8 protein-coding genes and 1 pseudogene are annotated in these 6,643 nt (G+C 65.8%); 3 read left to right on the plus strand and 6 right to left on the minus strand.

Going from position 1 to position 6,643, the window contains the following annotated elements; translation table 11 throughout:
- From RHBS_RS22250 to RHBS_RS22260, 3 genes are all read left to right on the plus strand, one after another.
- On the plus strand, window positions 1-326 hold a 326-nt coding region (locus tag RHBS_RS22250; protein ID WP_145977570.1), incomplete at its 5' end, for a LytR C-terminal domain-containing protein.
- A 113-nt stretch (window positions 327-439) separates the two neighbouring features.
- Complete coding sequence (locus RHBS_RS22255) at window positions 440-1,150, plus strand: superoxide dismutase family protein (protein ID WP_128646445.1); 711 nt, start codon at window positions 440-442, stop codon at window positions 1,148-1,150.
- Window positions 1,113-2,282 carry a glutamate--cysteine ligase gene (locus RHBS_RS22260; protein ID WP_128646446.1) on the plus strand — a complete coding sequence of 390 codons (1,170 nt, stop codon included), beginning with the start codon at window positions 1,113-1,115 and terminating at the stop codon, window positions 2,280-2,282. Before RHBS_RS22255 ends, RHBS_RS22260 begins: the two co-directional genes overlap by 38 nt.
- Window positions 2,283-2,298: 16 nt before the next feature.
- On the opposite strand, the gene mnhG is transcribed toward RHBS_RS22260, so the two are convergent.
- The 6 genes and pseudogenes from mnhG to mbhE form a co-directional block, all read right to left on the minus strand.
- Window positions 2,299-2,637, minus strand: a complete 339-nt coding sequence (mnhG, locus tag RHBS_RS22265) for a monovalent cation/H(+) antiporter subunit G (RefSeq protein ID WP_128646447.1) — start codon at window positions 2,635-2,637, stop codon at window positions 2,299-2,301.
- 22 nt (window positions 2,638-2,659) lie between these two features.
- Window positions 2,660-2,917, minus strand: a complete 258-nt coding sequence (locus RHBS_RS22270) for a monovalent cation/H+ antiporter complex subunit F (RefSeq protein ID WP_128646448.1) — start codon at window positions 2,915-2,917, stop codon at window positions 2,660-2,662.
- Entirely contained in the window at window positions 2,914-3,555 is a 642-nt protein-coding gene (locus tag RHBS_RS22275; protein WP_262498439.1) for a Na+/H+ antiporter subunit E, read from the minus strand. The genes RHBS_RS22270 and RHBS_RS22275 overlap by 4 nt, the downstream gene beginning before the upstream one ends.
- A gap of 2 nt (window positions 3,556-3,557) precedes the next feature.
- Window positions 3,558-5,200: pseudogene (locus tag RHBS_RS22280) on the minus strand (Na+/H+ antiporter subunit D).
- Complete coding sequence (locus RHBS_RS22285) at window positions 5,197-5,820, minus strand: Na(+)/H(+) antiporter subunit C (protein WP_128646450.1); 624 nt, start codon at window positions 5,818-5,820, stop codon at window positions 5,197-5,199. Before RHBS_RS22285 ends, RHBS_RS22280 begins: the two are co-directional and overlap by 4 nt.
- The coding region (gene mbhE, locus RHBS_RS22290) for a hydrogen gas-evolving membrane-bound hydrogenase subunit E (protein WP_272913885.1) at window positions 5,817-6,643 on the minus strand (827 nt) is incomplete at its 5' end. The genes RHBS_RS22285 and mbhE, both read right to left, overlap by 4 nt.

Raw genomic sequence — 6,643 nt, forward strand, 5'->3', positions numbered from 1 at the left:
CCGCAGCCGACGCGTCGACCGGCGCCGCGGCACCCACCACTACCTCGGGTGCCCCCGCCGACGTCGAGGTGCGAGTACTCAACAACTCCAACGTCTCCGGCCTGGCGGCCGGCACCGCAGACACGTTGACCGCCGAGGGGTGGAACGTCGCCGAGACGGGGAACTTCAGCGCAGACCAGTTCGCGCAGACCGCGGTGTACTACGGCACGTCGGCAGGCGAGGAACAGGCCGCGCAGACGATCGCCACGCAGCTCGGCGTCCCGGCCGAACCCAAGCCGACCTCACTCGAATCCACGGCAGGCGTTGTCGTCATCGTGACCCAGTAGCACTGCGGCGACCAATTCCACAGCGTCGACCTCCGTGCCCGATTCGGCACGATCGGTCGGCACGTTATCATTTTCGAGCCCGGCGAAACTGCCTGAAAGAGGAGCGATTTCCGATGGACATGTTCAAGCGACGCACTGCTGCGACCCGATCGTTGCGTTACGTGGCCCCGGTCCTCGCGATCGCAGCGCTCGGGCTCTCTGCCTGCAGCAACGGCGAGGTTCCGTCCGACGTCCAGGGCACCGTCCCGCCGGTCTGGACCGGCGAGGCCGACCCGGAGGCAGAAGCCGTAGCAGGTGACAGCCCGGCCGAGTCGGGCTCCGGCGACACCATCGAGGGCACCCTGCGCAACGCCGACGGTGCCGAGGTGGGCACGGTGTCGTTCGCGTCCGAGGGCGACAAGGTCGTCGTCACCGCCGAGGTCGAGGACATGGCCCCCGGCTTCCACGGCTTCCACATTCACACCGTCGCCGCCTGCGAGCCCAACTCCGTGGCACCGACCGGCGGGGAGCCGGGCGCGTTCTTGTCCGCGGGCGGTCACCTGCAGGTCGACGGTCGCACCGAGTACCCGGCCAGCGGTGATCTGACGTCCATTCAGGTCGGCGAGGACGGCACCGGCATGCTCACCACCACCACCGACGCGCTCACGCTCGACGATCTGCGTGCGAATGGTGCCGGAACAGCGGCGATCGTGCACGAAGGTGCCGACAACTTCGCCAACATCCCGCCGCGATACACCCTGCCCGACGGTGCTGCTGTGCCGGACATGACGACGCTGATGACCGGCGATGCCGGCTCGCGGGCGGCATGCGCGGTGCTGCAGTAGTTTGAGCGCTCCGCGGATCGACTTCGCGAGTTCACCGCGCCCGACACTGGGCGTCGAGTGGGAGATCGCACTGGTCGACAAGAACACGCGAGACCTGGTCAATTCCGCCGAGGCGGTCATGGACGGAGTCCACGATCTGGCCGGGGACACCCCGCGGGTGACGAAGGAATTGCTGCGCAACACCGTCGAGCTCGTCACCGGAGTGTGCGAGAACGTCGGGGAGGCGATGGCGGACCTCGGTGAGTCCCTGTCCTTGGTCGAGCGCGCCGCGGATCCACTGGGAATCGATCTGTTCTCGGCGGGCACCCACCCGTTCGCCGAGTGGTCCACTCAGCAGCTCACCAGCTCACCGAGCTACGACGAGTTGATCGCTCGGACGCAGTGGTGGGGCCGGCAGATGCTGATCTGGGGCGTGCACGTGCACGTGGGAGTGTCGTCCCCCGACAAGGTCTTTCCCATTCTCAATTCACTGTTGCTGCAGTACCCGCACCTGCTGGCACTGTCGGCGTCTTCGCCGATCTGGGCGGGTAACGACACCGGCTACGCCAGTAATCGTGCGCTGATGTTCCAGCAGCTTCCGACGGCCGGTCTGCCGTTCCAGTTCGAGGACTGGTCGCAGTTCGAGGGGTTCGTCCGCGATCAGCTCAAGACCGGCGTCATCGAGCAGCTCGGCGGCATGCACTGGGACATCCGGCCCGCTCCCAAGTGGGGCACGATCGAGGTCCGAGTGTGCGACGGGGCGTCGACCAAGCGGGAACTCGCGGCGCTCGTCGCGTTGACGCACTGCCTCATCGTCCATCTCGACGAGCGGCTGGAGGCGGGGGAGACATTGCCGTCGATTCCTCCGTGGCACGTGCAGGAGAACAAGTGGCGGGCCGCCCGATACGGTCTCGATGCCGAGATCATTCTGGACTCGGACAGCAACGAGCGGCTGGTCACCGACGATCTGAACGACCTACTCGAGAAATTGACGCCGACGGCCGTCCGACTGAATTGCGTCGACGAGCTGGCGGCGGTGGCCGACATCCCTCGGCTGGGGGCGTCGTATCAGCGTCAGCGTGCGGTGGCCGCGAAATCCAACGGTGACCTGCGCGCAGTCGTCGAATCGTTGGTCACCGACCTCCGATCCTGACCCGATACGCTCCGCGCTACTGGTCGGATTCGTTCGGTTCCATCTCGTTGACGATCAACAGTCCGTCGCGGCCGCGCTGCTCTCGGTACGCGACGCGACCGACGGTGTGCGCGATCACCGGTGCGGTCACCAGGGTGAAAATACCGACCAGCACGAGCATCCAGATGTCGACATTGCCGCGCAGGCTGATGATGGCCCCGATCAGCACCATGATCAGCCCGACCACCTGCGGCTTGGTGGCCGCGTGCATCCGCGAGAGAGTATCGGGGAAGCGCACGATGCCCACGGCGGCCGTGAAGGCGAACATCGCTCCCAACAGGATGAAGACGGAGGCTATCCACTGGGCTGCGGTCATCGTTCGGCCCTCACTGTGTCGATCATTCGTCCCTCACTCGGAATCGTGCGATGCTGACCGACCCGACGAAGCTGACCAGTGACAGCGCGACGATCGCCGGCACCAGGGTGGTGTCGCGGCTGTAGACGGCCCACACGCCGAGACCGCACATCGAGACGGCGAGGATCGTGTCCATGGCGACGAGTCGATCGAGCGTGCTCGGTCCGTCGAGCAGTCGGTAGGCGGTGAGGATCGCGGCACCGATCAGGAGGGCACCGGCTATGGCCAGAACGATGGTCACGACCACTTCCCCTTCCTCTTGTCGTCGGTCTTCTTGTCGTCTCGAGGGGCGTCGCGATCCGCCGATTCCGGATCGTCGCCGAGTACACCGTGGTACTGCTCGTACTCCTGGTAGTGCAGTGGACTCGGCTTCCAGTCGGAGTCTCGCTCGAACGCCGCGATGAACAGTTTCTCGAGGTTCCGCACGTAGGCGTAGAAACCGTCGACGGCCTTCTGGGTGCCCATGTCCAACACGTGCACGTAGAGCAGGCGTCTGGTTCGGTCGATCTCGAGCACCATGGTGCCGGGCACGAGGTTCATCGCGTCGACGAACAGCGTGAGCACCAGATCGGACTTGATCGCGATGCGGCAGCGCAGCACGCCGGTGACCGGCGGAGCCTTGGGCCGGACCGCCAGCCAGGCCACGCTGAGGCTCGATTCCATCGCGTAGTAGAGGAACACGACGGCCAGCTTGACGAGCGAGAACACGTGGATGCGGCCCTCGACCGGTACGCGAGGCAACGGCAGCAGCACCATGATGAGCAGGCCCACTGCGATGCCGCCGAGGATGTTCGCCGCAGAGACGTTGCCCCACAACAGAACCCAGATGGCAGTCAACCACGCGAGAGTCCACAGGCGGAGCAGGAGGGAACGGTTCATCTTCATCGAGTGCCTTCCTGGTTCTCGCGTGCCTGTTCGGCGGCCTGATCACCGACGAATTCCGCACCGCGCACCGCATCGATGTACATCGAGCGATCGCGAAGGTCTGCCGCAGCGCGGTCGCTGATGTCGATGATGGGGCCGGCGAAGACCGTCATGGCCAGGCCGACGGCAACCAGTCCGATGGTCGGGATCAACATGAAGGCAGGCATCCGGCCGACGTCCTCACGATCGCCGAACGCGATGTCCGAGGAATCGTCGAGCAGTGCCGACGGGCTGTTGTCCGCAAGATCGCCCTCGGGAGCGTCGGCGCGGGCCCGCCAGAACGCCTTGGTCCACACGCGCGCCACCACGTACAGCGTCAGCAGGCTGGTGACGGTTCCGCCCGCGACGAGCAACCAGGCCAACACACTGCCCTGCTCGCTACCGGCCTGCAGTAGCGCCACCTTGCCGATGAAGCCCGAGAACGGCGGAATACCACCGAGATTGAGGGCGGGCACCAGGAACACGATCGCCAGCACCGGGCTGGCCGCGGCCAGCCCACCGAGGCGCCGGAGCGACGACGAACCGGCCTGTCGTTCGATGAGACCGACGACGAGGAACAGTGTCTCTGCACCAGAATGTGGTGGGCGACGTAATAGATCGAGCCCGACAATCCCGATTGTGTCGACAGCGCGACACCGAAGATCATGTAGCCGATGTGGCTGACGAGCGTGAACGACAGCAGTCGCTTGATGTCGCTCTGTGCGATGGAGCCGAGGATGCCGACGAGCATCGTCAGCAGGCCGCAGACCATGAGCACGTTGTCGAGCGAGCCGTCGGGGAACAGCAGGGTGTGGGCGCGGATGATCGCGTACACACCGACTTTCGTCAGCAGGCCGGCGAACACGGCGGTGACCGGTGCCGGGGCGGTGGGGTAGGAGTCGGGCAGCCACGTCGAGAGTGGGAACACCGCGGCCTTGATGCCGAACGCGACCAGGAGGACCGCGAAGATCGCCGTTCTGGTTCCTGGGTTGATGTCGTCCATCCGGACCGCGATGTGAGCCAGGTTCAGTGTCCCGGTCGCGCCGTACACCAGCGCGATGCCGACCAGGAAGATCAGCGAGGAGACCATCGACACCATCACGTACGACACGCCTGCGCGTACCCGGTCCGCGCTCGCACCGAGCGTCAACAGGACGAACGAGGCAGCGAGCAACACCTCGAAGCCGACGAACAGGTTGAACAGGTCGCCTGCGAGGAACGCGTTGCACACGCCTGCGGTCAACGCGAGATAGGTCGGCAGGAAGATCGAGACGGGCTGGTTCTCGCTGCCGTCGCGGATGCCCTGGCCGATGGAGTACACCATGACCGCGAGCAACACGATGGACGAGACCACGAGCATCATCGCCGACAGGCGGTCCACCACGAGGGAAATGCCGAGCGGGGAGTCCCAACCACCGACCTGGAGTGCGCTGACGCCGTCGCGATCGGCGAGGTAGAGCATCATCGACGAGATCGCGACCACAGCGGTCAGCGCGACGAGGGTGATGAACCGCTGAGCGCGGGGTCGTCGCCCCAGCACCAGGGTCAACGCGGCCGCGAGCATCGGAATCAGCACCGGCAGCGGAGTCAGTACATCGATCACTGCGGGGGAGATGGTCATGCGTTGTCTCCCTTCTCGTCCGGTCGGCTGTCGTCCTTCTCGGCGGTGTCGAGTCCGTCCAGCCCGCGCAGCTGCGGGTTGTCGTCGTCGTTGTCGAAGTCGCCGTCGTGCAGGTCCTCGTAGCACTCGAGGTCTTCGAGGTTTCTGATCTCCTCGAGCGGAATGGGGTTGCCCTTCGAGTCGAACGCGTCGCCGCCGAAGCTCGGCTCGCCCGTCACCGGATCGTCCGAGCGGTCACGGTCGGGGGCCTCGGCCATCGAGCGACGCCGGGAGACCTTGGTGTCCTCGGGGTCGTTCTCGACGTCGTCCCTGGTGTTGAGAGTGAACGACCGGTACGCCAGGGCCAGCACGAAGGCTGCGATTCCCATCGTGATGACGATCGCCGTGAGGATCACCGCCTGGGCCAGAGGGTCGGCCATCTGCTGGTTGACCGCATTGTCGCGGCCCACGATCGGTGGTGCCCCCGCGGGCCCGCCGACCGTGAGCAACAGCAGGTTGACGCCGTTGCCGAACAGCAGCAGCCCCAGCAGCATCTTGGTGATGCTGCGCTCGAGCAGCAGGTACACCCCCGCTGCGACGAGTACGCCGGTGATGATCAGCATTCCGAGATCTGCGGTCATGGGGCGCTCACCCGGCCTTGGCTCTGCATTTCCACCTGCGCGTCGAGACGGGCACCGAGGCTACGGAGCACGTCGAGTACCAAACCGACCACGATGAGATACACACCGAGGTCGAAGAACAGTGCGGTGACAAGCTTGATGTCGCCGAGGATCGGCAACGTCATCTCCAATGTCGCCGAGGACAACGCCGGGGCACCGAGGAACATCGAGGCCACCGCCGTACCGGCCGCGAAGATCAACCCGAGACCGAGGATTTTCCCGGCATCGATCGGCACCGCCTCGCCGAGCTCGTAGCGCCCACCGGCGAGGTAGCGCAGCACCAGCGCCAGTCCGGCGGTGAGGCCACCGGCGAAACCGCCGCCGGGGGCATTGTGGCCGGAGAAGAAGAAGTAGATCGAGAGCACCATGATCGTCGGGAAGATCAATCGAGTCGTGACCTCGAGGATCAACGAGCGATGCCGCGGATCGATCAGATCGCCGCCGAGCAGCCACGTCGTCTCTGCCGCGAAGTTCGCATCCGAGTTCGACGAGGAGGCGTTCGATGCGGGGGCATCGGACACCCGCGGAGCGGTGCCGAACCGGCGGTTGCGGAAGACCAGGCTGGCCACGCCCGTCGCCGCGACGAGCAGGACGCAGATCTCGCCGAGGGTGTCCCAGGCTCGGATGTCCACGAGGATCACGTTGATGACGTTCTTGCCGTCGCCGAGTTCGTATGCGGCGTCGGGCAGCAGTAAGGACACCGGGGCGGTGTTTCGGGCGTTCATCGCGAACGCGCCCAGCACACTGACGGTCGCTCCGACGCGACGGCCAGCAGCGGCACGGA

Source organism: Rhodococcus sp. BS-15 (genome assembly GCF_000813105.1).
Lineage (GTDB): Bacteria > Actinomycetota > Actinomycetes > Mycobacteriales > Mycobacteriaceae > Rhodococcoides.